At 64.4% G+C, this 25,702-nt stretch carries 19 protein-coding genes and 1 tRNA gene; 6 read left to right on the top strand and 14 right to left on the bottom strand.

Translation table 11 applies throughout. The annotated features are described in order from the left end of the window. Positions 1-2: 2 nt before the first annotated feature. Both DSD28_RS17775 and DSD28_RS17770 read right to left on the bottom strand, forming a co-directional pair. Positions 3-1,007 (bottom strand): ABC transporter permease subunit, encoded by a 1,005-nt coding sequence (locus DSD28_RS17775; RefSeq protein ID WP_119257780.1) that lies wholly within the window; start codon positions 1,005-1,007, stop codon positions 3-5. A gap of 101 nt (positions 1,008-1,108) precedes the next feature. Further along, positions 1,109-2,704: an ABC transporter substrate-binding protein gene (locus DSD28_RS17770; protein ID WP_119257755.1), complete on the bottom strand. Its 1,596-nt coding sequence runs from the start codon at positions 2,702-2,704 to the stop codon at positions 1,109-1,111. A 353-nt stretch (positions 2,705-3,057) separates the two neighbouring features. On the opposite strand from DSD28_RS17770, the gene DSD28_RS17765 reads away from it, so the two are divergent. Together DSD28_RS17765 and DSD28_RS17760 are read left to right on the top strand one after the other, a co-directional pair. Then, the gene (locus DSD28_RS17765) at positions 3,058-3,777 is read left to right on the top strand and encodes a helix-turn-helix transcriptional regulator (RefSeq protein ID WP_162911445.1); all 720 of its coding nucleotides are present in this window, start codon (positions 3,058-3,060) and stop codon (positions 3,775-3,777) included. A 130-nt stretch (positions 3,778-3,907) separates the two neighbouring features. Beyond that, positions 3,908-4,315, top strand: coding sequence for a hypothetical protein (locus DSD28_RS17760; RefSeq protein ID WP_245424865.1), 408 nt, complete (start codon positions 3,908-3,910; stop codon positions 4,313-4,315). 19 nt (positions 4,316-4,334) lie between these two features. Here the strand turns inward: DSD28_RS17760 and rirA are convergent, their stop codons facing one another. From rirA to DSD28_RS17740, 4 genes are all read right to left on the bottom strand, one after another. Continuing rightward, complete coding sequence (gene rirA, locus DSD28_RS17755) at positions 4,335-4,814, bottom strand: iron-responsive transcriptional regulator RirA (protein WP_119257752.1); 480 nt, start codon at positions 4,812-4,814, stop codon at positions 4,335-4,337. 171 nt (positions 4,815-4,985) lie between these two features. Next, the gene (locus DSD28_RS17750; protein WP_119257751.1) at positions 4,986-6,062 is read right to left on the bottom strand and encodes a M48 family metallopeptidase; all 1,077 of its coding nucleotides are present in this window, start codon (positions 6,060-6,062) and stop codon (positions 4,986-4,988) included. Continuing rightward, positions 6,052-7,143: a YjgN family protein gene (locus DSD28_RS17745; protein ID WP_119257750.1), complete on the bottom strand. Its 1,092-nt coding sequence runs from the start codon at positions 7,141-7,143 to the stop codon at positions 6,052-6,054. Before DSD28_RS17745 ends, DSD28_RS17750 begins: the two co-directional genes overlap by 11 nt. A gap of 135 nt (positions 7,144-7,278) precedes the next feature. After that, entirely contained in the window at positions 7,279-8,775 is a 1,497-nt protein-coding gene (locus tag DSD28_RS17740; protein WP_119257749.1) for a CoA-acylating methylmalonate-semialdehyde dehydrogenase, read from the bottom strand. Positions 8,776-8,879: 104 nt separating this feature from the next. Here DSD28_RS17740 and DSD28_RS17735 point away from each other — a divergent pair, with 104 nt between their 5' ends. Continuing rightward, complete coding sequence (locus DSD28_RS17735) at positions 8,880-9,761, top strand: LysR family transcriptional regulator (RefSeq protein ID WP_119257748.1); 882 nt, start codon at positions 8,880-8,882, stop codon at positions 9,759-9,761. A gap of 50 nt (positions 9,762-9,811) precedes the next feature. Here the strand turns inward: DSD28_RS17735 and DSD28_RS17730 are convergent. Together DSD28_RS17730 and DSD28_RS17725 are read right to left on the bottom strand one after the other, a co-directional pair. Next, positions 9,812-9,888: transfer RNA gene (locus DSD28_RS17730), tRNA-His, on the bottom strand. A gap of 149 nt (positions 9,889-10,037) precedes the next feature. Then, positions 10,038-10,487 (bottom strand): phasin, encoded by a 450-nt coding sequence (locus tag DSD28_RS17725; protein WP_119257747.1) that lies wholly within the window; start codon positions 10,485-10,487, stop codon positions 10,038-10,040. A gap of 244 nt (positions 10,488-10,731) precedes the next feature. On the opposite strand from DSD28_RS17725, the gene DSD28_RS17720 reads away from it, so the two are divergent. After that, positions 10,732-14,223: a PAS domain-containing sensor histidine kinase gene (locus tag DSD28_RS17720; protein ID WP_119257746.1), complete on the top strand. Its 3,492-nt coding sequence runs from the start codon at positions 10,732-10,734 to the stop codon at positions 14,221-14,223. Between the two features lie 268 nt (positions 14,224-14,491). On the opposite strand, the gene DSD28_RS17715 is transcribed toward DSD28_RS17720, so the two are convergent. Then, a complete protein-coding gene (locus DSD28_RS17715) occupies positions 14,492-16,444 on the bottom strand; it encodes an acetoacetate--CoA ligase (RefSeq protein ID WP_119257745.1) in 1,953 nt (650 codons plus the stop codon). A gap of 178 nt (positions 16,445-16,622) precedes the next feature. Between DSD28_RS17715 and DSD28_RS17710 the strand changes: the two genes are divergently transcribed. Continuing rightward, the gene (locus DSD28_RS17710; protein ID WP_119257744.1) at positions 16,623-18,461 is read left to right on the top strand and encodes an AsmA family protein; all 1,839 of its coding nucleotides are present in this window, start codon (positions 16,623-16,625) and stop codon (positions 18,459-18,461) included. 10 nt (positions 18,462-18,471) lie between these two features. On the opposite strand, the gene DSD28_RS17705 is transcribed toward DSD28_RS17710, so the two are convergent. The 5 genes from DSD28_RS17705 to DSD28_RS17685 form a co-directional block, all read right to left on the bottom strand. Continuing rightward, a complete protein-coding gene (locus tag DSD28_RS17705; RefSeq protein ID WP_119257743.1) occupies positions 18,472-19,293 on the bottom strand; it encodes an ABC transporter permease in 822 nt (273 codons plus the stop codon). Positions 19,294-19,297: 4 nt separating this feature from the next. Continuing rightward, positions 19,298-20,209 carry an ABC transporter permease subunit gene (locus tag DSD28_RS17700; RefSeq protein WP_119257742.1) on the bottom strand — a complete coding sequence of 304 codons (912 nt, stop codon included), beginning with the start codon at positions 20,207-20,209 and terminating at the stop codon, positions 19,298-19,300. A 4-nt stretch (positions 20,210-20,213) separates the two neighbouring features. Further along, entirely contained in the window at positions 20,214-21,356 is a 1,143-nt protein-coding gene (locus tag DSD28_RS17695; protein ID WP_119257741.1) for an ABC transporter ATP-binding protein, read from the bottom strand. Between the two features lie 132 nt (positions 21,357-21,488). Then, positions 21,489-22,598 carry a polyamine ABC transporter substrate-binding protein gene (locus tag DSD28_RS17690; RefSeq protein WP_413251133.1) on the bottom strand — a complete coding sequence of 370 codons (1,110 nt, stop codon included), beginning with the start codon at positions 22,596-22,598 and terminating at the stop codon, positions 21,489-21,491. Positions 22,599-22,765: 167 nt separating this feature from the next. Then, entirely contained in the window at positions 22,766-24,181 is a 1,416-nt protein-coding gene (locus DSD28_RS17685; protein WP_119257739.1) for a helix-turn-helix domain-containing protein, read from the bottom strand. 220 nt (positions 24,182-24,401) lie between these two features. On the opposite strand from DSD28_RS17685, the gene aceA reads away from it, so the two are divergent. Then, positions 24,402-25,691, top strand: coding sequence for an isocitrate lyase (aceA, locus tag DSD28_RS17680; protein WP_119257738.1), 1,290 nt, complete (start codon positions 24,402-24,404; stop codon positions 25,689-25,691). Positions 25,692-25,702: the final 11 nt, after the last annotated feature.

The following is a 25,702-nucleotide window of genomic DNA, read 5'->3' as shown; positions in this document are numbered from 1 at the left end:
TCCTAGTGCCGGATGCGCGGATTGACCCAGCCGTAAAGCAGGTCGACCACGAGGTTGACGATCATGATGACGGCGGCGATCAGCATCAGCCCGCCCTGCACCACGGCATAGTCGCGCTTGAAGACGCTGTCGACCATCCACTTGCCGATGCCCGGCCAGGAGAAGATCGTCTCGGTCAGGATGGCGCCCGCAAGCAGCACGCCGACCTGCAGGCCAATCGTGGTGATGACGGGGATCATGGCATTGCGCAGCGCGTGGATGCCGATGACGCGGAAGGGCGAGAGGCCCTTGGCGCGAGCGGTGCGGACATAGTCGTCGCCAAGCACTTCGAGCATGGCCGAGCGGGTCTGGCGCGCGATGACCGCAAGCGGGATCGTCGACAGCACCACGGTCGGCAGGATCAGGTAGGTCAGCGCCGACTTGAACGCCCCCGCCTGCCCCGAGATCAGGCTGTCGATCAGCATGAAGCCGGTGACCTGCGGGAAGAAGTACATCAGCGAGATGCGTCCCGAGACCGGCGTCCAGCCGAGATAGCCGGAGAAGAAGATGATGAGCAGCAGCCCCCACCAGAAGATCGGCATCGAATAGCCGACCAGGGCGACGCCCATGATCGACTGGTCGAGCCAGGTGCCGCGCTTGACCGCGGCAAGCACGCCGGCCGGAATGCCGAGCACGACGGCAACGATGATGGCGCAGAGCGAAAGCTCCAGCGTGGCGGGGAAGAGGTTCATGAAATCCTCAAGCACCGGCCGCTTGGTGACGATCGACGAGCCGAAGTCGCCCGAGAGCAGGCCGGTCAGATAGTCGAAATACTGGATGTACATCGGCCGGTCGAGGCCGAGCTGGTGCATCAGCTCGGCATGGTGTTCCGGCGACATGACGCGTTCGCCCGACATCAGCATGACCGGATCGCCCGGCAGAAGTCGAATGAAGGCGAACGCGATGATCGATACCCCGATGAACGTGGGTATCAGGACGGCGAGCCGTCCGAAGATAAAGCGCAACATGGGAGCCAATCCCTTCTTCTTTTGAAAAACCGGCGGCCCGAATGCCTTCGGACCGCCGGCCATTGCACGCTCTTTGCGGCGTGCCTTTCTTTTGCCCGATATTACTCGGCGATGTCTACACCGTCAAAGCGATGAATCCCCAGCGGGTCCATCTTGAAGCCCGAGACCTTCTTGCTCATCGGGACGACGACCAGCGAATGGTCGATGGTGTTCCACGGCGCTTCGCGCTTGAAGATGACCTGGGCGTCTTCATAGAACTTGGTGCGCTGGGCGATGTCGGAGGTTTCCTTCGCCTTCGTCATCAGGTCGTCGAATTCCTTGTTGCACCACTGCGCGCGGTTGTTGCCGCCGACGGCGTCGCAGCCGAGCAGGGTGTCAAGGAAGTTGTCCGGATCGCCGTTGTCGCCGGTCCAGCCCATGATGGCCGCACCGTCGCGGTCCTTGGCGGAGGAGAGCTTGAGGTATTCGGCCCATTCATAGGAAACGATCTCGGCCGTGACGCCGATCTTGGCGAGGTCGGCCTGCATCAGCTCGGCCGCACGGCGGGCGTTCAGCATGTAGGGACGCGCGACGGGCATGGCCCAGATCTTCATCTTGAGATCCTTGACGCCGGCTTCCTCGAGCATCTTCTTGGCCGCGTCCGGATCGTACTTGTCGTCCTGGACGGCGTCGTTATACGACCACATGGTCGGCGGGATCGGGTTCTTGGCGACCGTTGCCGCGCCTTGGAAGACCGCGTCGACGATGGCCTGCTTGTTGACGGCCATGTTGAGGGCCTTGCGGACCTCGACCTTGTCGAACGGCGGAACCAGCGTGTTGTAGGCGAGGTAGGCGACGTTCAGGCCTTCCTGCTCCAGAACCTGGAGGTTCTCGTCCTTCTTCAGCTCGGCAACGTCGGCGGCGTTCGGATAGGCCATGATGTGGCACTCGCCGGCCTTCAGCTTCTGCGCGCGGACGGCGGCGTCCGTGGTGATGGCGAAGACGAGATCGTCGACCGGCTGCTTGCCGTTCCAGTAGTCGGGGTTGGCCTTGTAGCGGATCGCCGCATCCGTCTGGTAGGCGACGAAGGTGAACGGGCCGGTGCCGAGCGGCTGCTGGTTCAGCAGTTCCATCTTGCCGTCAGCCTGCAGCTTGTCGGCATATTCCTTGGAGAGGATCGAGGCGAAGTCCATGCCGAGATTGGCGATGAACGGCGCTTCCGGACGCTTCAGCACGAACTTGACCGTCAGGTCGTCGACCTTCTCGATCTTCTCGATCAGATCCGGGAAGCCCATGCCCGCGAAATATTCCCAGGAAGCGCCCGCGACATACTTGTTCCACGGATTGTCTTCCTTGTACTGGCGCTCGAACGAGAAGATGACGTCGTCGGCGTTCAGTTCGCGGGTCGGGGTGAAGTACTCGGTCGTCTGGAACTTCACGCCCTTGCGCAGCTTGAAGGTGTATTCCTTGCCGTCGGCCGACACTTCCCAGCTCTCGGCGAGGCCCGGTTCCAGCTCCGTGCTGCCGTGCTTGAACTCGACGAGGCGGTTATAGGCGGTGCGCGACGTGGCGTCGAAGGTCTGGCCGCCGGTATAGAGACCGGGGTCGAACCCTTCGGGCGAGGCTTCCGAGCAATAGACCAGCGTCTTCGACCAGGCAGCGCCTGCCATCATCGAGGCAAGCGCCGTCGCTGCGAGGAGAGTAGTCAGCTTTTTCATAGTGAGCTTCCCAGGTTTGCTTTTTTGTTCGTTGTGTGCGGACGCGGGTGCAGGTCCAGCCCCGGCCTTGCGCGGATGGAACGACATTTGCCGCAGGATTGCAATAAGTCGGCGGACAATTTTGTCCAAACGGAAAAATCCCTGGAAGATTATTCTCCACAGCATTCGAAATGCCTGCAAAACCGGGATTTTCGCCCGTAGCGCCGACGCCGTTTTTCCCTTTTCCATCATCGGCTTGCAGCGCGTGACGGGCAGAAAATGAGAGACCTGCGCTAAATTGTCCGGCAAAAGCCTTTGCCGCCAGAGATTGCGGCGCTAGATTGCATCGCGTGGAATCCGGGGGTGGAGGCCGCGTGGCCGTATTGAACAGACACTACAGGCGATACGATTTCGAAGGCGATCTGGAGAAGGCTCTCAATCGCGTCGATTTCTTTCGTATCTTCCATACGATGGCCCTGCGCCACGGCTTCGAGCATTTCGGCGTCCTGCAGCTCGCCAACGAGCACGAGACCAGCCTGCTCGCCGGCCGGCTGGTGCTGCACGACCTGCCCGCCGGCCTTGCCGAAGCCTATGACAAGCGTCACCGCCTCAACGATTCCGCCCTCTTCAAAAGCTTCTACAAGTCGACGATCCCGACGGTGTGGCGCGCCTCGGACGCGGCGCAGAACGGTTCCACCGAAGGCGCCGATTTCCTCGACCAGATCGGCTTCGACATGGCGCTCGCGGTCCCCGTGCATTCCGTCGCGGGTACGCGCTATGTCGTCCTCTTCCTCGGCGACGGCGAGGATATCGGCCGGCGCGAGCATTTCGAGATCTGCTACGAGGCGAACTGCACCTTCGACTATTTCTACAGGCAGGTACTCGCCAACAAGGCCGGCATGGGGCTGACGCCGCGCGAGACGGAAATCCTGCGCTGGATCTCCTACGGCAAGACGGCAAGCGAGATCGCCCTCATCGTCTCCGTCTCGGAGCATACGGTGAACTCGCATACGGCGACGATCCTGAAGAAACTCGACGTCGTCAACCGCACCCAGATGGTCGCCAAGGCGATCCGCGAGCAGATCATCCAGTAAAGCGGGAAAACGGAGCCGGGCGTCCGGTATAGCAGAGTTAGGGACTTGTTAATATTCGCGGCCTGAACAAGAGTAGCTACGGCTTTCTTCGAGGCCGGCGCCCATAATGCCAATCGGGTCACCCACCGCCATGACAGCACAAGTGCATATTCTGCTCGTTGATGACGATCCTGCGGAAAATGTCATTCTCAGCGCGCTGATGCGCAAGGTGGCGAGCTATGCCATCGCCCTGCATTATGTAGAGACGGTGGACGCGGCGCTCGATTTCATCCGCTCGTCCGGAGTGACGCTCGACATGATCCTGATGGATAACCGGCTGCAGCCGCAGGCGGACTTCCGCGAGACCGTGCCGGGGCTGCGCCATGCCGGCTATATCGGCCCGGTCGGCGTCATTTCCTCGTCGATCAGCGATGCCTATTTCCAGAAGATCGACGATTACGGCGTCGACTTCCGCATAGACAAGGCCGAGCTCGATCCGACGGCCATCGAATTCATTCTCAGGGAATATGTGAGGAACGAAGCGGGCGCAGGAATCTGACGATCCGGCGCGGCGCGCCTCAGGCCGCCGGCTGCTGCTGGGCCTGAGCCTGGGCGGCGCGGGTGTGATCGAGGCCGAGCAGCATGCCGATCTGCGGGCGCGCCTTGACGAGATCGTCGATCGTGTACTGCTGCAGCACTTCGAAGAAGGCGTTCAGCGCCTTGCGCAGCGCCGCGTTGAGGCCACAGCTATCGACGAGCGGGCATTCGATCTCGCCCGCCTCGAAACATTCGGCCATGGCGAAAGAATCCTCCGTCACGCGCACCACGTCGAACAGCGTGATCTCGCTCGCCGGCTTGGGCAGGCGCACGCCGCCGTTGCGGCCGCGCACGGTCTCGATGATGCCAGCCCTGGTCAGCGGCTGAAGAATCTTGAACAGGAAGAGTTCCGAAACGCCGTAGGCCTTCGCGATTTCCGGGATGCGGCTGAGCTTGTCCCCGTTCGCCGCGCAGTACATCAACATGCGCACGGCATAGTTGGTTTGCTTCGTCAGACGCATGGGAAACTCCGAATTCGGTTTTGAAGTGGATCACATATAGGACAGATCGCGGTTTAGAACAATTCCAAAAAGCGGAAAAACACATTCATGTTATGCGGCAGCCGGGAATCAACCCGTTAAAGGCGACTCTTGCGGTAAGGTTTAAGCACCGGTTGAAGCGGATGCAACCATTTACCGGCCCTCCGGCGCCGGCTGACCGGTAACGGTCCTGGCATAATCGAGGATATCCTTCCTGCGCTGCGGCGTGCCCGGATGGGTGGAGAGGATATTGGTATCGGACTTGTCGCCGAGCTTTTCCTCGATGAGCGTGAAGAAGCGGGCGATGGCCGCCGGGTCGTAGCCGGCCTTCGCCATCAGCTCGACCGAGCGCCGGTCGGCCTCGGCTTCCGCCGCGCGCGAATAGGAAAGCGCCAGCAGGCCGCCGCCCTGCACCAGGACATCCTCGACCGCCGAGCCGACGTCGCCGGCGATCAGCATGATGAGGCCGGTCATGCCGGCGGCCCGGTAGAACTGGCGAAGGCTGTGCTTCAACTCGACGTGGCCGATCTCGTGCGCCAGCACGCCGATGATCATTTCCGTATCGCCACCCGCCATCTCGACGAGCTGGTCGGTGACGACGAGCGTGCCGTCCGGCAAGGCGAAGGCGTTGGGACCGATGATGCCGCCGTCGCGGAAATTGAGATTATAGGTGCCCGCGCCGGCCGACGACTGCGCCGCGATGCGGGCGAAGCCGTCGGCGATCTCCCTGCGGCGCTCCTCGGAAAGCTTTGTCGGCGAGAACGTCGTCTTGTCGAGCGCCTCCAGCGTGCCCTTGCCCATCAGTTGCGGCACGATGGGCGGCGTCGTGACGACGGCGACCTCGACGAGCGCCGGCACGCCCCAGCGATAGACGGCGCTGCCGAGCGCGAAGGCGAGCAGCACGATGACGATGAGGCGCAGGCGGAACTGCTCCAGCCAGTGCACCATGCCGGCCCCGCCCCTGCCCCGCGCGGCGAGGTAGCGGTCAATGCCCTCGTTGTCCCAGGTCTCGAAGATCGAACCGTCCGGGAAGGTCACCCGGCGGGGGATGGAGCCGACCCGGCTGGAAATCTCCAGCCAGGAAAGACCGGCGCCGGCCAGCGGCCTTTCGCCCCCGACCGGCACGGCGGCGATCTCGCCGCCCTTTTCGACGAGATGCGCCTCGACCGATCGGCTGGAGCCGGCGGGGTGCCATTCCCCACCGGCGATGGCGGCATTGTCAGAAGCCAAAATCGAACCCTTCGAAGTCCATGAACTCGGCGCCGACGGCCGAACCCTGTTCCTCGATCCTGCTGAACAGCTCGCCGACGTCGCCCGAGAAGGTAACCCCGGTGTGCTCCCACGTATAGCGGGCAAGGCGAACGGCCGCCCAGGGCCGCATCAGGCCGAGGGTGAAGATCGTCACGATCACGTTGAAAATGGCGATCCAGGTGTAACGGATGCGCGAAACGTCGCTCATCAGCCGATGCCTGCCGTCGAAGGTCGTGGAGGACCAGGCGACGTTGCGCACGCCCGCCCGGTAGAAGAGCCCGGCAATGCCCATCGTGGCGAAGATGACGATATAGCCGATGACCGCGCTGACGATCAGCGGGATCTGCTGCTCGGGCGCCAGCGAGCCGGGTGTCTCGATCAGCGCGGCGATCAGCGCGAAATTGGCCGCGACGATGACCGCGATGATGCCGAGACCGATCAGCGCGATGAGGAAGGAAAGCAGCCAGGACTTGTAAAGCGGCCCGAGCGGCGGATCGGTATCGAAGGACTTGCCGCCATAGCGCAGGTTCGCGCCGAGATAGCGCGACACCCAGCGGCTGGCGAGCGGCGTGAGGATGCCGAGCGTGATGACGGAAAGCAGGCCGCCGAGGATGAAGGCCTTGAACGCGCCGCCGGCACCGCCGACGAAATCGAAGCGCACGTTGCGGTAGCTCGTGACGCGCGCGGCGAAGCGCAGGCCCCTCGCGACGAGCCACGGCAAGGCGACCAGCACGACGATGGTCGGCAGCAGCACCAGGAACGGCACGACGGCGGCCAGGACGTTCAGCACGACGAACGCGCCGAGGACGATGAGCCGGCCGACGAGGATCTGCACGCCCCGCGCATGATATTCGAAGGACCGGCCGAGCAGGACGGTGTTGCCGTAGAAATAGCGGTTGCGCCGGACCTTGGCCCAGGCGGAATAGATGCCGAGCGTGACGATCGTCAAAAGCACGTTGACGATCCAGATGCCGAAATATTCGGATGCCTTGCCGGTAAAGGAAATACGATGAAAGCCCCCCGCCTGCCCTGCGGCCTGCGGCGATCCTGCCAATGCCATGTTTGCCCCCTTCAGTGCATGAACCGAGGAGGTAACGGGCCGAACGACCGGCCTATTCTTCGCAAGGCACAAATAATGTGCGCATGCAAAAAGGGCTCCCGACGGGAGCCCTTTCCTGTTTCTGATCGTTACGGATCACTTCATCGTCGGCATGACGAATTCGGCGCCGTCCTTGATGCCGGACGGCCAGCGGCTCGTCACGGTCTTGGTGCGGGTCCAGAACTTGATGGAGTCCGTGCCGTGCTGGTTGAGGTCGCCGAAGGCGGAAGCCTTCCAGCCGCCGAAGGAGTGGTAGGCCAGCGGAACCGGGATCGGAACGTTGACGCCGACCATGCCGATATTGATGCGGCTGGCGAAGTCGCGGGCGGCATCGCCGTCGCGGGTATAGATGGCGACGCCGTTGCCGTATTCATGCTTCATCGGCAGGTCGAGGGCTTCCTCGTAGTTCTTGGCGCGCACGACGGAGAGGACCGGACCGAAGATCTCGGTCTTGTAGATTTCCATGTCCGGCGTGACGTTGTCGAAGAGGCAGCCGCCGACGAAATAGCCGTTCTCGTAGCCCTGCAGCTTGAAATCGCGGCCGTCGACGACGAGCTTGGCGCCTTCTTCCAGGCCCTTGTCGATGAGGCTGCGGATGCGGGCCTGGGCTTCCTTGGTGACCACCGGGCCCATGTCGGCCTTCTCGTCGGTATAGGGGCCGATGCGCAGGCTCTCGATCTTCGGCGTCAGCTTCTCGATCAGGCGGTTGGCGGTTTCCTCGCCGACCGGGACGGCGACGGAGACGGCCATGCAGCGCTCGCCGGCAGAGCCGTAGCCGGCGCCCATCAGAGCGTTGACGGCCTGGTCGAGGTCGGCGTCGGGCATGATGATCATGTGGTTCTTCGCGCCGCCGAAGCACTGGGCGCGCTTGCCGTTGGCGGTGGCGGCACCGTAGACGTAGCGGGCGATCGGCGTGGAGCCGACGAAGGAGACCGCGCCGATATCCGGATGGGAGACGATGCCATCGACCGCGGCCTTGTCACCGTTGACGACATTGAGGATGCCCGCCGGCAGGCCGGCCTCGATCATCAGTTCGGCAAGGCGGATCGGCAGGGACGGATCGCGCTCGGAAGGCTTGAGGATGAAGGCGTTGCCGCAGGCGATCGCCGGGGCAAACATCCACATCGGGATCATGCCCGGGAAGTTGAACGGCGTGATGCCCGCGCCGATGCCGACCGGCTGGCGGATCGAATACATGTCGATGCCGGGGCCGGCGCCTTCGGTGAACTCGCTCTTGGACAGATGCGGGATGCCGATGACGAATTCGCAGACTTCGAGGCCGCGGATGACGTCGCCCTTGGAATCTTCGACCGTCTTGCCGTGCTCGCGCGAAACCATCACGGCCAGCTCTTCCATGTTCTGGTTGAGCAGGTCGACGAACTTCATGAAGACGCGGGCGCGGCGCTGCGGGTTGGTGGCGGCCCACTTCGGCTGCGCGGCCTTGGCGGCGTCGACGGCGGCCTGCAGCTCGGCGTCGCTCGCCAGCGCGACCTTGGCCTGAACCTCGCCCGTGGCGGGATTGTAGACGTCCGCGGTGCGGCCGCTCGTGCCCGGGACGTGCTTGCCGTTGATGAAGTGTCCGATCTCGTACATGGGGAGTCCTCCGTGGTTATGAGGGGATGATCGCACTTCAATTTGCACAACTCAAGCGCCTGAGATAAGGAACCGTTGTGCAGAAATTAAAGTCGGAGGCTGCGATGAACTGGGATGACGCCCGCATGTTCCTGGCGGTGGCGCGCACGGGGCAGCTCCTTGCCGCCTCCCGCCGGCTCGGCGTCAACCACGCCACGCTCAGCCGCCGCGTCAGCGCGCTGGAGGAAGCGCTGAAGACGCGCCTCCTCATCCGCCGCACCAATGGCTGCGACCTCACCGCCGAGGGCGAGGCCTTTTTGCGCGCGGCCGAACGTATGGAAACGGAGATGCTGGCGGTGCAGGCCAGCATCGGGCGCATCGACACGGCGGTCGCCGGCACCGTGCGCGTCGGGGCGCCGGACGGTTTCGGCGTCTCCTTCCTCGCCCCCCGGCTCGGCCGGCTGACGGCGCGGCACCCGGAACTGAAGATCCAGCTCGTGCCGGTCCCCCGCTCCTTCTCGCTGTCGCAGCGCGAGGCGGATATCGCGATCACGCTGGAGCGGCCGGAACAGGGCCGGCTCGTCTCTTCCAAGCTCACAGACTATACGCTCGGCCTTTATGCCTCAAAGGCCTATCTGGCGGAGAACGGCACGCCGGAGAGCGTCGAGGACCTCAAGGCGCACCGGCGCATCGGCTATGTGGAGGACCTCATCTTCACGGCCTCGCTCAACTTCACCGGCGAGATCATGCGCAGCTGGGACGCCGGCTTCGAGATTTCGAGCGCCACCGGCCAGACGGAGGCCGTGCGCTCGGGCGCGGGCGTCGGCATCCTGCACGACTATATCGCCCGGCAATATCCCGAACTCGTCCGGCTGCTCCCCGCCACCTCGATCCGCCGCGCCTACTGGACGACATGGCACGAAAGCGCGCGCGACCTCGTGCGCGTGCGCACCGTCGCCGAATTCGTGCAGGAACTCGTGCGCAAGGAACACGCGATGTTCCTGTGAAGCCCGGCAGGGGCCTAGATCAGCAGAAATTCAAATATGGGGGAGAAGAGTGGTACGGTTGGTGGGAATCGAACCTACGACCTCAGGTGCCACAAACCTGCGCTCTAACCAACTGAGCTACAACCGCACAACAAGGCGCGTCCAGCGCGCTTGGTGGGTCACATACGGGCAGCCGCACCTTTTTTCAAGCGTTTTCTGCACACTCCACAAACGAAAATGGCCGGGCAATCGCCCGGCCATCCCATCACAGGGTCGGAACCCGCCTCACGCGGCGGTTCAGACCGACTTGAAGGACTTCATGGCCTTTTCGGCGGCCGACTTGCCGGGAGCGGCGACCTTCTCGGCAACTTTCTTGGAGGTTTCCTGGAGGGACTTGGCCTGCTCGACGACGACTTCGGCCTGCTTGCGCAGGAAGGCGGTCTGCAGTTCGAAGAGTTCGGAAACGGACTTCACGCCGAGCAGGGCTTCCATGTGGGAAAGCGAGCTTTCGGCATTGGTGCGGAGCGCTTCGATGGCCTTGAGGCCGAGTTCGACGGAGCCGGCCTGCGCGCTTTCGAGCGTCGCTTCGACGGTCTTCGTTGCGTCCTCGGCGGCTTCCTTCATCTTGGCATAGGCTTCCTTGGTCTGCGAGGCGCCCTTCTCGGCGAATTCGCGGAAGCTCTCGGAAAGCTTGGCCGGATCGATGGAAGCGATGGAGAATACGTCGTCGGTCTTCTTGGTAGCCATTGTCTGCGCTCCTTGGTTTGGCCCTCTCTAGAGGCGCCGTGTTCTTGGATGGCCTCCATATAGGCGATTTCTTTTCGCATTGCAACATTTTTGTGCGATGCACAATAAATCCGACACGCCGTTAACCTTTCCGCCCGAAAGCCCGGGGCTGCGCGGGTCCGGCGCTGGACCCCCCGCCTGTGCGCCGCTATTAATAAAGCGTTAATCGAAGACCGGGGTGCCGGAGCAAGATGCAGGCCTGAACATGTCCGCGAAACAGTATCCCTTTATCGACGTCGCCGTCCATGAACGGGTGCGCCTGCCCTTTGCACGGGGCGAGGCGGTCGTGCTGTTTTCCAAGGACATGGCGCGGGTGCTCTGGTCGAACGGCCGGGGCGCCGCCCTCTTCGGCCAGGACAATATCTACGATTTCCTCGATATCGGCCCGGACCGCACCGATGTCGCCTTCCGCCAGCTTGCCGCGACCGCGCGGCAGGTAGGTGCACCGGGCGAGCGGCGCAGCTTCCTGATGCGCATCGGCAGCGGCTTCCGCAGCGTGCCGGTCCATGCGTCGGTCGAGGCGATCACCATCCGCCGCGGCGACGATGCCATCCTGTTCAGCGTGCCCGTCGCCGGCAGCCAGGGCGGCGCGGACGCGGCCGCCGCGATGCTCGCCGGCTTCGACGATCCCGACACGCACATGGCCGTGCTCGACGGCGAGGGCGCCGTCGTCGCCGCCTCGGACGGCTTCGACCGGCTGGCCATCAGCCAGCAGACCCGCCTTGCCCTCGTGGAGGCCGCCGGCCGTAGCGCCGAACACCTCGTCAAGCGTCCCGTCGCCACCGGCCGCGGGCATCTGCCCGCCGCCATCGGCAAGATTTCCAACGACCCCGCCCTGCACCTGCTTTTCGCCGTGGAGACTATTCTGGGCCATCTCGACCCAGAGGAGGACGAGCCTGTCCAGCAGGCCGAAGCGGAGCCGGCCGTCGAGGAGACGCCCGCCGCTGCCGCGGAGACCGTCGCGGCAGTATCGGAAACTCCCGAGCCGGTTTCGAACGGCGAAGAGGCTCCCATCGAGGATGCCCCGGCGGAAGAGGCGGAAGAGATTGCCGCCGAAGAAGCCGACGACGATAACGTCGAGGCCCCCACCGAGATTACGGCCGCCGATGCCGTCGAGTCCCCTGCCCCCGTGAGCGAGACGGCGGAGAAGGCCGGTTTCGTCTTCAACCCGCAGGGCCGTCCGATCCGTTTCGTCTGGAAGATCGATGCCGAGGGCCGGTTCAGCGAGATTTCGGAGGAGTTCGCCGCCGCCGTCGGGCCGCATGCCGCCGCGATTTCCGGCGAGCGCTTCAGCGATGTCGCCGGCCGCTTCGATCTCGACCCGGACGGAAAGATCGGCGATCTCCTGCGCCGCCGCGACACCTGGTCGGGCAAGACGATCCAGTGGCCGGTCGAAGGCACGAACCTCGTCGTTCCCGTCGACCTCGCCGCCCTGCCCACCTATTCCCGCAACCGCGAATTCGACGGCTTCCGCGGCTTCGGCATCGTGCGCATCGCCGATGCGGCCGAGGACCCGCATGCCCGCGGCCTGACGCTGGGCGATGCCGAGCCGGCCGGCGAAGCGCTGGTGGAAGAGGCCTTCGCCGAGGAGACCGGCACCCTGCTGGAGACGGCGGCGCAGGACGCGGACGAGATGCCGCCGGAAATGGCGGATGCGGGCAGCGACGATGCCATTTCGCCGGAGGAAGCAACCTCCACGGATCACGAAGAAGCGACGACCGTCGAGACGGACCAGTCCGAAGCCGAAGGCGTGGATGCGGAAGCGGCCCCCGCGCCCGATGGCGACGAGGAAGACGCATTCCGGGGCGAACGGCCTGCGCTGCGCCTCGTCGAGACGCCCGCCCGCCGGCATTCCGACAAGGTCGTGCAGCTCGAGACCCGGCGCAATCGCGGTGGCCTGTTCGATGGCCTTTCCACCGGCGAGCAGGCGGCATTCCGCGAGATCGCCCGCCAGCTCGGCGAGACCTTCGGCAAGCGCAAGCCCGAAGATCGGCCGGCGGAGGAAACGGCGGATGATGCCGACAAAGCCGCCGGCGATGATGCGGACGATGTGGCGACCACCGCCACCCACGAAGCCGCAGCGGAAATGCCCGGCCTCGAAGTCGGCCCCCATGCCGACGACATGCTGCACGAAGAGCCTGCCGGCGAGCGCACGGGCTTTGCCCCCTCGCGCCGCCAGATGGACTATGGGCTGACCGGCCCCGTCGTCGACGCGCTGCCGGTGGCGCTGCTCGTCCATGTCGGCGACCGGCTCATCCATGCCAATCCGGAATTCTTCCGCCTGACGGGCTATTCAGACCTCAAGGACCTCGAAGCCTCCGGCGGGCTCGACATCCTGCTGGCCGGCCCCGACGAGGAGGCCGAGGAGAGCGGCGGCACCATGGCGCTCCGCCATGCCGACGGCGAGAGCTCCAGCGCGGTGCGCGCCCGACTCCAGTCGATCCGCTGGGAAGACGGCACGGCGCTCATGCTGGCGCTGACGCCGGTGCAGGAAAAGCCGGTCCTCAAGCTGGTCGACGCTGCCCCGGCCCCGACCGAATCCGAGGAACGGCCTGCCGACCAGGCCGCCGCCGCGGCGCTGCGCATCGAGGTCAGCGAGCTGCGCTCCATTCTGGAAACCGCCACCGACGGCGTCGTCGTCGTCGGCCAGGACGGTGACATCCGCTCCATGAACCGTTCCGCGAGCGCCCTCTTCAACTATGACGAGGACGAGACGCGCGGCCGTCCCTTCGCGATGCTCTTCGCCCATGAGAGCCAGAAGGCGGTGCTCGACTATCTCGCCGGCCTTTCCGGCCATGGTGTCGCCAGCGTCCTCAACGATGGGCGCGAGGTCATCGGCCGCGAGGCGGGCGGCGGCTTCATTCCCCTCTTCATGACCATGGGGCGCCTTTCCTCTTCCGCCGGCTATTGCGCGGTCATCCGCGACATCACCCAGTGGAAGCGCACGGAGGAGGAGCTTCGCAACGCCAAGCGCGCGGCCGAGACGGCGAACGCCCACAAGAGCGATTTCCTCGCCCGCGTCAGCCACGAGATCCGCACGCCGCTCAATGCCATCATCGGCTTTTCCGACATGATGGCGACGGAGCGCTTCGGGCCGATCGGCCATCCGCGCTACATCGAATATGCCAACGACATCGGCCGGTCCGGCCGCCATGTGCTCGACATCGTCAACGACCTGCTCGACATCTCCAAGATCGAGGCGGGCGAAATGGAGCTGGAATTCACCGCCGTCGGCCTCAACGAGACGATCTCGGAAGCCGTCTCGCTGGTGCAGCCGCAGGCGAACGCTCAGCGCGTCATCATCCGCACCTCGCTTTCGACCAATGTGCCGCAGATCGTGGCGGACCTGCGCTCGATCAAGCAGATCGCGCTCAACATCCTGTCGAACGCCATCCGCTTCACGCCGTCCGGCGGGCAGATCGTCGTCTCCACCGCCTATGAGGCGAATGGCAGCGTGGTGCTGCGCATCCGCGATACCGGCGTCGGCATGACGCGCAGCGAGCTGGAGCAGGCGATGAAGCCCTTCCGCCAGGTGACGACGGGCGCGCGCAAGCGCGGCGACGGCACCGGCCTCGGCCTGCCGCTGACCAAGGCGATGGTCGACGCCAACCGGGCGAATTTCGCGATCAGCTCCACGCCGAACGAGGGCACGCTGGTCGAGGTGGTCTTCCCCTCCCCGCGCGTGCTGGCGGACTGAGGCGAGCGAATAAAGGATAAAAAAGAGGGCGGCAGAAGCCGCCCCGATAGTTTGAATGCTGTCCAACAAAAGCCAGGGTCAACGGCTTCATGCCACCGGGGTCGGATACGACCGGAAAGCCCTCTCATCGGGCATGCTCAAGTTGGCACGACCTTGCGTCATCCCGACTTAACAAATGCTTACCTGGCCGGTTTCGGCACAAAGGTTTCGTTCACCTGTCCGAAAACTTGGTTAACGCGGCGGACCTGAAACCGTTAAACCGCGACGCTCAGGATCTCAGCGCTGGCAGGTCGGCGAAAAGTGCCAGCGCTTCCGGATTGGCGAGCGCCTCCTTGTTCTTGACCGGACGCCCGTGCACCACCTCGCGCACGGCAAGCTCGACGATCTTGCCCGACTTGGTGCGGGGAATGTCGGCGACCGCGATGATCCTTGCCGGCACATGGCGGGGCGATGCGCCGGTGCGGATCTTCGTCCTGATCTTCTTTTCCAGCGCCTCGTCCAGCACGACGCCGGGCGCAAGGCGCACGAAGAGCACGACGCGCACGTCGTCGTCGCAGTCCTGGCCGATGCAGAGGGCTTCAGCGATCTCTTCGAGCTGTTCGACCTGGTTGTAGATTTCGGCCGTGCCGATGCGCACGCCACCGGGATTGAGCGTGGCGTCGGAACGGCCATGAATGATGATGCCACCATGGCTCGTCCATTCGGCGAAGTCGCCGTGGCACCAGACATTGTCGAAGCGCTCGAAATAGGCGGCGCGGTATTTCGCGCCGTCCGGATCGTTCCAGAACATCACGGGCATGGAGGGGAAGGCCCTGGTGCAGACAAGCTCGCCCTTCTCCTCGCGCACCGGATGGCCGTCCTCGTTCCAGACGTCCATGGCAAGGCCGAGGCCGGGGCCCTGGATCTCGCCGCGCCAGACCGGCTTCAGGGGAATGCCGAGCACGAAGCAGGAGACGATATCCGTACCGCCGGAAATCGAGGCGAGTTGCACGTCCGGCTTGATGCCCTCGTAGACGAAGGAAAAGCCTTCCGGCGACAGCGGCGAGCCGGTGGAGGTAAGAAGGCGCAGGCTCGAAAGATCGTGCGTCGTCACCGGCGTGAAGCCGCCCTTGCGCACCGCATCGATATATTTGGCGGAGGTGCCGAAGACGGCGAACCGTTCCGCCTCGGCATAATCGAACAGCACGTTGCCATCCGGATGGAAGGGCGAGCCGTCGAAGAGGCAGAGCGTCGCGCCGACCGCAAGGCCGGAGACCAGCCAGTTCCACATCATCCAGCCGCAGGTGGTGAAATAGAACAGCCGTTCGTCCTCGACGAGCCCGCAATGCAGGCTGTGCTCCTTCAGGTGCTGCAGCAGCGTGCCGCCGGCCGAATGCACGATGCATTTCGGCACGCCCGTCGTGCCGGAGGAAAAGAGGATGTAGAGCGGATGACGGAACGGCAGCCGTGCGAACGCGAGAGGCTTCGCCTCAAAGGGCGCCATCAGTGCGTCGAGCGTGCGGCCGTCCGGCAGCGCGGCGGCGAGCGCCTCGGCATCGCCGGCATAATGCACCACGAGGACGGGCGTCTCCAGCCTGGCCGCGACGGCCTTCACCTTCCCGGACACGTCCTGCAGCTTTCCGGCATACCAATAGGCGTCGCAGGCGATGAAGAGCTTCGGCTCGATCTGGCCGAAGCGGTCGAGCACGCCCTGCTCGCCGAAATCGGGCGAACAGGAGGACCAGATCGCACCGAGCGAGGCGGCGGCGAGCATCAGCGCGATGGTCTCCGGCATGTTCGGCATCATGGCCGCGACACGGTCGCCTTCGCCGATGCCCATGGCGGCAAAGGCCTGCTGGAGCTTCGAGACGCGGGCGCCGAGTTCGTCCCAGGACCAGCGATAGGAGACCTTGTCCTCGCCGCGGAAGACGATGGCATCGCCCGCGCCGGTCTTCCGCAGGAGGTTTTCGGCAAAGTTCAGCCGTCCGTCCGGGAAGAAGCGGGCCTCCAGCATGCGCTCGCCGTTTTCGAGCGCCGTCGCGCCGGTCTCGCCGATGACGCCGCATTCGTCCCAGACGGCGGTCCAGAAGCCGGCCCGGTCCGCGACGGACCAGTCGTGCAGTTCGTCATAGGAGGCGAAGGCGCGCCCGGCCCGCCGGCCGGCGGCCTTCATGAAGAGCGCCATCGGGCTCTTTTCCAGGATTTCTGCCGAAGGTTCCCACAGGGGCATTTCTGACGTCATGCTGTCCTCCACTCCATGGCATTCGTATAGCATGTTGCGTCGCACTATAAAGCGGGGAACGCCCGTTCGCGCCGTCGCCGAACGCAATTCCGCCATGGCGGCATTTGATTTCTTCCGCACGAGCGCCTATCCCCGTTTCGCTTGAGATAAGATTGCCGGCAGAGGAGCCGCGCCCCGCATGACCCTATCCCGTTTCCTCCGTTCGAAGCTTCTGGTGCGGGGCATCCTTGCGGTTCTCCTCGTCGTCGCGGCGGGGCGCATCGCCTTCCCCTTCCTCGTGCAGACGGCGGCGGTGGAGCGCGACATCGAGCAGGCGCTGGAAAACTGGACCGGCGCTGCGGTGCATGTCGGCCGGAAAGCGGAATTTTCCTTCTGGCCCTATCCGCGCGTGACGCTCGGCAATGTGCGCATCGTCGGCGCGAAGGCGGACGGCACCAGCGGGGAGCTCGCTACCGTCGAGAAGGTCTCGGCGACCTTCGACCTCCTCGGCGCCGTGCGCGGCCAGACGGGCTTCAGCGATTTCGAGCTCGTGCGCCCCGTCGTTCATGCCGGATGGAGCGCCGACGGCGTCTTCAACTGGCGCCACAGCGGCTGGCTGATCCAGGCGATCGACGCGACCGCCAAGGCCCCGGAGGGCCAGCCCGCCGACATTAAGGACGAGCGCATCGGCACGATCTCCATCCGCGACGGCGTGCTCGACATCGCGCGGGGCGAGAAGCCCTACCGCATCACCGACATCAACGGCAGCATCGACTGGCCCGCGCTCCGTCGGACACTTGAGCTTTCGCTTTCCGGCGTCGTCAACGGCGAGATGACCCATTGGTCCTTCACCACCGGCCATCCGCTCGCACTTCTCGCCGGGCGGGACGCCGAGATCCAGACCAGCCTTTCCGCCGACCCGGCGAAGTTCGGTTTCGACGGCACCGCCAATCTTTCCGGCAATGCCTATATCTCCGGCGCCATGCAGCTTTCGACGCCGTCGCTCAGCCGCCTGCTCGCCTGGCAGGGCAAGGACATTCCGGCGGTCGGCAATATTGGTCAGGTGAGCGCCGAGGCGAACGTCACCAGCTCGGGTGCTTCGGCACGGCTCGAGAACGTCAAGCTGGTGCTCGACAATGCGGAGGCGACGGGCGTTCTCGACATCGCCATGCCGGCGGACGGCTTGCCGAAGGTGGACGGCACGCTCGCCTTCGACAAGATGGACCTGCGCGCCTTCCTCACCGCCTTCTCGCCTCTTCCCGGCACCGACCCGAATGCGCCGGGCATCGATACCACCTTCATCCGCCAGTTCGCCATGGACCTGCGGCTTTCCGCAAAGAGCGCGGACTTCGCACCGTTCTCGCTGCAGGATCTCGCCGCCGGGATGCGCGTCGAGAACGGCCGGGCCTCCTTCGATGTCGGCGACAGCGCGTTTCTCGGCGGGCGCATGACGGGGCGCATCGTGCTCGCCGAAAGCGGCTTCCGCGGCGGTGGCCAGTTGCAGATGTCGCTCGGCAATGTCGATATCGGCGCCATCGTCAGCACGCTCGCGCTGCCCGGCCCGCTGCCGACCGGCATCGGCTCGGCGGATTTCGAGCTCTCGACGGACCTGCCGCTCTGGGCAACGACGGTCTCCGACATGTCGGGCCGTTTCCGGCTGCGCATGGGGCCGGGCACCCTCACCCATTTCAACCGCCCGGCCTTCGAGCAGCGGGCGGCACAGAACACCTTCTTCAGCACGTCGAACGTCGCCGACGGCTCGTTCGATTTCGTGCGGGCGGACATGGATGCGAAGCTCAATCGCGGGCTTGCCGAACTCACCAAGGCGGAGATCGAGGGAACCGACAGGCTGCTGACGCTTTCGGGCCTGATCCCCTACCGCACCGGCAGCCTCGCGCTGGCCGGCAGCCTTGCCGACCGCCCGCAGGAGGGCGGCGCCCCGACCAGTCCGGCGATCAGCTTCTTTGTCGGCGGCTCCTGGCCGGAGCCGGTGATCTCGCCCATCGCGGTCCTGACGGGGCAAGAGCCCCGCCGGTGATCCGGCCGTATCAGCGGCCGGCGAAGGCCGCCTGCTCGTCGCGCACCCGCTGCAGCTCGCGCCGCTTCGTCATGACCGACGCGATGATGACGCCGACAGCGACGATGCCGATGAGCAATGTGCAGGCCGCGTTGATTTCCGGCGTCACGCCGAGGCGCACCTGGCTGTAGATCTTCATCGGCAGGGTCGTCGCGCCAGGGCCCGAGGTGAAGCTCGCGATGACGAGGTCGTCGAGCGAGAGCGTCAGGGCCAGCATCCAGCCGGACAGCACGGCCGGCGCGATGATCGGCAGCGTCACCTCGAAGAAGGTCCTGACGGGCGTCGCGCCGAGGTCGAGCGCCGCCTCCTCCACCGAGCGGTCGAAGGAGAGCAGGCGCGACTGCACCACCACCGTCACGAAGCACATGGAGAAGGTGATATGCGCCAGCGTCACCGTCCAGAAGCCGCGGTCGAAGCCGATGGCGACGAAGAGCAGCAGCAGCGACAGGCCGGTGATGACCTCCGGCATGACGAGCGGCGCATAGACCATGCCCGAGAAGAGAAGGCGGCCGCGGAAGCGCGTGTAACGCGTCAGCGCCAGCGCCGCCATGGTGCCGAGGACGGTCGCCACGCTCGCCGCCAGCAGGCCCACGCGGACCGTCACCCAGGCCGCATCCATCAGGCCCTGGTTATGGAAGAGCGAGACGTACCATTTCGTCGAGAAGCCGGCCCAGACCGTCACGAGCTTGGACTCGTTGAAGGAGAAGATGACCAGAAGCACGATCGGCAGGTAGAGGAAGGTAAAGCCGAGAACGACCGAGACGATGTTGAAACGGGACCAGGAGTTGTTCATGGGCTTATCTCCCCTGCTCTTCGGCCTTGGCCTGCGCATTCTGGAAGAACACGATGGGCACGACCAGGATGAGGAGCAGGATGGTCGCGACGGCGGCGGAGACCGGCCAGTCGCGGTTCGCGTTGAATTCGTTCCACAGCGTCTTGCCGATCATCAGCGTCTGCGACCCGCCGAGAAGGTCGGGGATGACGAACTCGCCGACGGCCGGGATGAAGACGAGCATGCAACCGGCCACGACGCCCGGAATGGAGAGCGGGAAGGTAATCTTCCAGAAGGCGGAGATCTGCGAGCAGCCGAGATCCTGCGCGGCCTCGATCAGCGTGTTGTCCATCTTCTCGAGCGCCGAATAGAGGGGCAACACCATGAAGGGCAGGTAGGAATAGACGATGCCGATATAGATCGCCCAGTTGGTGTTCATGATGACCAGCGGCTGGTCGATGATGCCCGTGCCGATGAGGAACTGGTTGAGCAGCCCCTCCGGCTTGAGGATGGCGATCCAGGCATAGACGCGGATCAGGAAGCTCGTCCAGAAGGGCAGGATCACCAGCATGAGCAGCGTCGGACGCAGCGAGCGCGGCGCCTGCGCCATGCCATAGGCGATGGGATAGCCGATCAGCAGCGTGATGGCGGTCGAGAGCCCCGCGATCCACAGGCTCGACAGATAGGCGTTGAAATAGAGCGCATCCTCCGTCAGCCAGACGAAATTGTCGAAATGCAGCTCGCCGAGCTTTGCCCAGAGACCGGAAAGCCCGTCCGACAGCGCGAAGACCGGCACGTAGGGCGGCTGGGCGATCGCCGTGGTGGAGAGCGAGATGCGGAAGACGATGAAGAAGGGGATGAGGAAGAAGAACAGCAGCCAGGCATAGGGAACGATGATGACAAGGCGGCTGAAGATGGCGGAGCCGAGCTTGTTCATCGCATCAATCCTTCAATACGACGCCGGCCGTCTCGCCGAAGGAGACCCAGACCTTCTCGTCATAGGCGATGGGATTTTCCACCTCGCGCTGGGCATTCAGCATGGAGGCCTTCACGACCTTGCCGCTGTCCAGCTTGACGTAGAAGACGGTCATGTCGCCGAGATAGCCGATATCCCAGATCTCGCCCTGCGCCGCGTTGAACGTGGCGTCTGCGGGCGCATTGCGCGACACTTTCAGCTTTTCCGGGCGGATCGCGAAGCCGGCGGCGGTGCCGGGCGTGGGCGCATTGGCGGCGGCGGTGCGGATGGTGAAGCCCTCGTTGGCGGCCAGCTCGATCTTGCCGTTGCCGCTCGCCGCGACCTTGCCGTCGAGGATGTTCACGTCGCCGATGAAGTCGGCGACGAAGCGGGAATTCGGCGCCTCGTAGATTTCCGCCGGGGTGGCGACCTGGATGACCTTGCCGTGGCTCATCACCGCGATGCGGTCGGCCATGGTCATCGCCTCCTCCTGGTCGTGCGTCACGACGACGAAGGTGAGGCCGAGTTCCTGCTGCAGGTCCATCAGCTCGAACTGGGTTTCCTCGCGCAGCTTCTTGTCGAGCGCGCCGAGCGGCTCGTCGAGCAGCAGCACCTTCGGGCGCTTGGCGAGCGAGCGGGCGAGCGCCACGCGCTGGCGCTGACCGCCGGAAAGCTGGTGCGGCTTGCGCTTGGCGAATTTCTCGAGCTTCACCAGTTTCAGCATCTGGGCGACGCGCTCGGCGATCTCGTTCTTCGGCATGCCGTCCTGCCTAAGGCCGAAGCCGATATTGCTCTCCACCGTCATGTGCGGGAAGAGCGCGTAGGACTGGAACATCATGTTGACCGGCCGCTTGTAGGGCGGGATGCCGGCGATGTCCTGGCCGTCGAGGATGATCTCGCCGGAGGTCGGCCGCTCGAAGCCGGCCAGCATGCGCAGGAGCGTGGACTTGCCGCAGCCCGAGGCCCCGAGCAGGGCGAAGAACTCGCGGTGATAGATATCGAGGGTGAGGTCGTCGACGGCAGTGAAATCGCCGAACTTCTTCGTGACGTTTCGGAAGGTGATGAACGGTTTTGCGTCCGGATCCATCCAGGGCGCGAAGGAACGACGGATATTGCCGAGAGATTTCATTGCCTGTCCCCAACTCTCTTTTTCTGGCATTCCCGGCAGTTCCGGCGAGACGAAGCGGCGGCTTGCGGCGGGAACTGCGTCGAACAAAATGAAATTGCCCGGAAACCGGTTCCGGGCAATTTATCGAGCCGGTTACTGGCCGGTCACGATCTTGGTCCAGGTTCGCGTGAACACGCGCTGCGTCTTGGAATCCAGCGTCGTGTTGGTGAAGAGCTTCTTCAGGGTCTCGTCATCCGGATAGATCGTCGGGTCCTTGATGATGTCTTCCGGCAGCAGCGCCTGCGAAGCCTTGTTGCCGTTGGCGTAGTGAACGTATTCCGTCGACTTGGCGATGACTTCCGGGCGCATGATGTAGTTGAGGAAGGCGTGCGCCTCTTCGACATGCGGCGCGTCGGCGGGAATGGCCATCTGGTCGAACCACATCTGCGTGCCTTCCTTCGGGATGGCATAGCCGACTTCCACGCCGTTCTTGGCCTCATCGGCGCGATCGCGCGCCTGGAAGATATCGCCGGACCAGCCGACCGCGGCGCAGATATCGCCGTTGGCAAGGCCGTTGATGAATTCCGAGGAATGGAACTTGCGGACGAAGGGGCGAACCTTCAGCAGCGCTTCCTCGGCCTTGGCGATATCGGCCGGGTCATGGCTGTCGGGATTGAGGCCGAGATAGGCCAGCACGACCGGGATCATGTCGGTCGGCGAATCGAGGAAGTTAATGCCGCAATCCTTGAGCTTGGCGGCATATTCCGGATCGAAGACCGCCTTCCAGCTATCGACCTCGTCGGTGCCGAGCGCTTCCTTGATCTTGGCCTTGTTGAAGCCGATGCCGATCGTGCCCCACATGTAGTTGATGGAATATTCGTTGCCCGGGTCGAACGGCTGCATGCGCTCGGCCACCATGTCCCACATGTTCTTGAGGTTTGGCAGCTTGGACTTGTCGAGCTTCTGGTAGACGCCCGCAGCGATCTGGCGCTGGAGGAAGGTGTTGGTCGGAACGACCACGTCGTAGCCCGTGCCGCCGGCCAGGAGCTTCGTCTCGAGGATCTCGTTCGAGTCATAGACGTCGTAGACGACCTTGATGCCGGTTTCCTTGGTGAAATCGTCGATGATCGAACTGTCGATATAATCGGACCAGTTGTAGACGTTGACCACTTTTTCCTGTGCAAACGCACCGCCGGCAACCAAAAACGCCGCGGCCGCGGCCGTCGCCCAAAGAGTATGCCTTATCATTGATTTATCTCCCAGTTTCTTTCACGGGCCTATGAGTTCGTAGAAGAACAGTCGCCGATTATGGTTGTTTTTCGAGAGGCGACAAGCTGCATTCACGCAAACATAGAGCGAATTTTTATATCACATTGTTCCCATTCCTATCATATTTCAAACCGCATCCTTGGCGGAAATCAAGCGGAAATTTACTGGAAGTCGAAAAGGCTGAGGCCGGCGACCATTTCGTCCAGCCCGAGCGGGCGCGTGACCGGCGGCTCGGCACGGGCAAGACAGCCCTGCCGCTCGCACAGCCGGCAGGCGGCGCCGACCGCGATCGCGTCCCCTCGCCCCGCCGCCTCGCCATAGACGGTTTCCTCGGCATGGGCGGCATCGCAGCCGACCAGCAGCGCCGTGCGGCGCACCCGCTCGGCGAAGGCGGCCTGCGGCCCTTCCAGCGTCCGCGAGACCGTCAGGAACGTGCCGCCGTCCGGCATCTCCACCCGGTCGACGAGGATCTGCCCGGGCTGGGAAAAGGCGGCATGGACGCCGAGCTTGGGACAGCCGCCACCGAAGCGCGCCTGCGGAAAGCCCTGCGCACCCGCGCGCCGGAAGCGATGGCCGGCATTGTCGATCTCCAGCATGAAGAAGGGCACGCCTGCCTTTCCCGGCCGCTGCAGCATGGTGAGCCGGTTCGCCGCCTGCTCGTAGGAAACCGAAAAGCGCGAGCGCAGCACGTCGATATCGTAGCGCACGCGCTGCGCCGTGGAATGGAAAGCCTCGTAGGGCATCATCAGCGCATGGGCGGCGTAGCGCGCCAGCTCGAAGCGGGCGATGCGCTTGGCCTCCGCCGTCGTGAAGGCGAGCAGGTCGAGCTCGGCGAAAATCTCGTCCTGCAAGGCGAGCTGCACCGTCTCCATGGCGATCTCGCGCAGCTGGTCGAAGGGCGACAGGCGCTCGGAGAGGAAGAGCCGCATGGAGTGCCGGTCGAAGCGGCGGCGCAGGTTCGGCATGGTGTGGACCGGCAGGAGGCGCACGACGACGCCGTGCTCCTTGCGCAGCCAGCCCTTGAGCGCCGATGCGAGGTCGTCGCCCGGCGCCAGCGCCGCATGAAAGCGCTCGGCCGCCTCGTCGATGGCGCCGAAATAGTTGGGGCGGCTTTCCAGCTTGTCGCGCACCTCGTCCATCGGCAGCAGCGTGCCTGACAGCGTGGTGGCATGGCCTTCGCGGGCGAGGACTTCGGCAAGATCGGTCAGGCGCGCGGCCTGCTCGCGGTAGGCACGATAGAGCTTCATTATGCCGCTCGCCACATTCGGCGCGGCATCGGCGATCTCCACCAGCTCGTGATCGCCCGGCAGCTCGCCGGCGAGCAGCGGATCGGCGAAGACCTCGCGGAGCTGACGCGCATTGCCGGCGCTCTCGCCCTGCAGCTCGTCCAGGTCCACCTTGTAGACGGAGGCAAGGCGCAGGAGGAGCTGCACGGTCAGCGGACGCTGGTTGCGCTCGATGAGGTTGAGATAGGACGGCGAGATCGACAGGCCTTCCGCCATCGCCGTCTGGGTGAGGCCGAGCGCGTTGCGGATGCGCCGGACCTTCGGCCCGGCAAAGATCTTGTTCTCCGCCATGTGTCAAATCCTTTACACGATCGGCCACGCTGTCAATTTTACAGATTTTACTTTTTTACAGAGCCGCCTTGTCAAAGACAAGACATCATTACCCGATTATCCCGCTGATTTTCCGGTTTTCCCTCGCCGTATTGTGCGCTGCGATGTAAATAGTGTCACATGAAATCGGGGCAGCAAGACAGCGACATCCCGATCCAGAGACATCATACCGGAGGATATCATGACCGATTTTTACAACCTCGTCCCGAGCGCACCGAAGGGCCGGTTCGACGGCGTCGAACGCCCCTATACGGCCGAGACGGTCGAGAAGCTGCGCGGCTCGGTCCAGATCCGCCATACGCTGGCCGAGAACGGCGCGAATCGCCTTTGGAAGCTCATCCACGAGGAAGACTTCGTCAACGCGCTCGGCGCGCTCTCGGGCAACCAGGCCATGCAGATGGTCCGCGCCGGCCTGAAGGCGATCTATCTCTCCGGCTGGCAGGTCGCCGCCGACGCCAATACCGCCTCGGCCATGTATCCCGACCAGTCGCTCTATCCGGCAAACGCCGCGCCGGAACTGGCCAAGCGCATCAACCGCACGCTCCAGCGCGCCGACCAGATCGAGACGGCGGAAGGCAACGGCCTTTCGGTCGACACCTGGTTCGCCCCCATCGTCGCCGACGCGGAGGCCGGCTTCGGCGGCCCGCTCAACGCCTTCGAGATCATGAAGGCCTTCATCGAGGCAGGCGCCGCCGGTGTCCACTTCGAGGACCAGCTCGCCTCCGAAAAGAAGTGCGGCCATCTCGGCGGCAAGGTCCTCATCCCGACCGCCGCGCATATCCGCAACCTCGATGCCGCGCGCCTTGCCGCCGACGTCATGGGCGTGCCGACGCTGATCGTCGCCCGCACGGACGCCGAGGCGGCAAAACTCCTGACCTCCGATATCGACGAGCGCGACCAGCCCTTCGTCGACACGGACAAGGGCCGCACGGTCGAAGGCTTCTACAACGTCAAGAACGGCATCGAGCCGTGCATCGCCCGCGCCATCTCCTATGCCCCGCATTGCGACCTGATCTGGATGGAGACCGGCAAGCCGGACCTCGAACAGGCCCGCAGGTTCGCCGAGGCGGTGCACAAGGCGCATCCCGGCAAGCTGCTCGCCTACAATTGCTCGCCCTCGTTCAACTGGAAGAAGAACCTCGACGACGCGACCATCGCCAAGTTCCAGCGCGAGCTCGGTGCGATGGGCTACAAGTTCCAGTTCATCACGCTCGCCGGCTTCCACCAGCTCAACTACGGTATGTTCGAGCTGGCCCGCGGCTACAAGGACCGCCAGATGGCGGCCTATTCGGAACTGCAGGAAGCGGAATTCGCGGCGGAGGCCAACGGCTACACCGCGACCAAACACCAGCGCGAAGTCGGCACCGGCTATTTCGACGCCGTCTCCATGGCGATTACCGGCGGCCAGTCCTCGACGACCGCCATGCATGAATCGACCGAGCACGAGCAGTTCCGCCCGGCCGCCGAATAAGCCTTTCAATT

The organism is Shinella zoogloeoides (assembly GCF_003574625.1).
GTDB classification, from domain to species: domain Bacteria; phylum Pseudomonadota; class Alphaproteobacteria; order Rhizobiales; family Rhizobiaceae; genus Shinella; species Shinella zoogloeoides_A.
This window is presented reverse-complemented; position numbering and strand designations above follow the sequence as displayed.

What these genes read in the sequence shown, in the direction of transcription:
- DSD28_RS17775 (WP_119257780.1), bottom strand. Translation starts at nt 1,007, where the DNA reads ATGTTGCGCTTTATCTTCGGACGGCTCGCCGTCCTGATACCCACGTTC.
- DSD28_RS17770 (WP_119257755.1), bottom strand. Translation starts at nt 2,704, where the DNA reads ATGAAAAAGCTGACTACTCTCCTCGCAGCGACGGCGCTTGCCTCGATG.
- DSD28_RS17760 (WP_245424865.1), top strand. Translation starts at nt 3,908, where the DNA reads ATGACAGCACAAGTGCATATTCTGCTCGTTGATGACGATCCTGCGGAA.
- rirA (WP_119257752.1), bottom strand. Translation starts at nt 4,814, where the DNA reads ATGCGTCTGACGAAGCAAACCAACTATGCCGTGCGCATGTTGATGTAC.
- DSD28_RS17745 (WP_119257750.1), bottom strand. Translation starts at nt 7,143, where the DNA reads ATGGCATTGGCAGGATCGCCGCAGGCCGCAGGGCAGGCGGGGGGCTTT.
- DSD28_RS17740 (WP_119257749.1), bottom strand. Translation starts at nt 8,775, where the DNA reads ATGTACGAGATCGGACACTTCATCAACGGCAAGCACGTCCCGGGCACG.
- DSD28_RS17735 (WP_119257748.1), top strand. Translation starts at nt 8,880, where the DNA reads ATGAACTGGGATGACGCCCGCATGTTCCTGGCGGTGGCGCGCACGGGG.
- DSD28_RS17725 (WP_119257747.1), bottom strand. Translation starts at nt 10,487, where the DNA reads ATGGCTACCAAGAAGACCGACGACGTATTCTCCATCGCTTCCATCGAT.
- DSD28_RS17720 (WP_119257746.1), top strand. Translation starts at nt 10,732, where the DNA reads ATGTCCGCGAAACAGTATCCCTTTATCGACGTCGCCGTCCATGAACGG.
- DSD28_RS17715 (WP_119257745.1), bottom strand. Translation starts at nt 16,444, where the DNA reads ATGACGTCAGAAATGCCCCTGTGGGAACCTTCGGCAGAAATCCTGGAA.
- DSD28_RS17710 (WP_119257744.1), top strand. Translation starts at nt 16,623, where the DNA reads ATGACCCTATCCCGTTTCCTCCGTTCGAAGCTTCTGGTGCGGGGCATC.
- DSD28_RS17705 (WP_119257743.1), bottom strand. Translation starts at nt 19,293, where the DNA reads ATGAACAACTCCTGGTCCCGTTTCAACATCGTCTCGGTCGTTCTCGGC.
- DSD28_RS17700 (WP_119257742.1), bottom strand. Translation starts at nt 20,209, where the DNA reads ATGAACAAGCTCGGCTCCGCCATCTTCAGCCGCCTTGTCATCATCGTT.
- DSD28_RS17695 (WP_119257741.1), bottom strand. Translation starts at nt 21,356, where the DNA reads ATGAAATCTCTCGGCAATATCCGTCGTTCCTTCGCGCCCTGGATGGAT.
- DSD28_RS17685 (WP_119257739.1), bottom strand. Translation starts at nt 24,181, where the DNA reads ATGGCGGAGAACAAGATCTTTGCCGGGCCGAAGGTCCGGCGCATCCGC.
- aceA (WP_119257738.1), top strand. Translation starts at nt 24,402, where the DNA reads ATGACCGATTTTTACAACCTCGTCCCGAGCGCACCGAAGGGCCGGTTC.